A 289-nucleotide genomic window follows, 5' to 3' on the forward strand; every position below is an offset into this window, starting at 1 on the left:
GCTGGCTACCGTCAAGTTCAATAATTAAGCGTTTTTCTAAGCAGACAAAATCAACACTATATATTCCTATTGGAACTTGTCGTTTAAATTTAAATCCAAGTCGTTTGGCTCGAAGATAATACCAACGGTGTTTCTCTGTATCAGTGCTCTATTTTCGCAAAATTTTTGCATGGTGTCTCAGTATCGATTTGTCCAACTCCCTCTCCCCGCGAAGAACAGTATCTTACTATTCAAATTCCTTGCGCGGGAGAGGGAGCAGATCGAAGCAAGATTAAGTGATGTGCCTAGA

1 pseudogene is annotated in these 289 nt (G+C 40.5%); it reads right to left on the reverse strand.

The window, feature by feature from the left end:
* A pseudogene (locus Lani_RS21050) lies at positions 1 to 196 on the reverse strand (DUF559 domain-containing protein); the annotation flags it as partial.
* Positions 197 to 289: the final 93 nt, after the last annotated feature.

Origin of the sequence: Legionella anisa (assembly GCF_001467525.1) — a bacterium.
GTDB classification, from domain to species: Bacteria; Pseudomonadota; Gammaproteobacteria; order Legionellales; family Legionellaceae; genus Legionella; species Legionella anisa.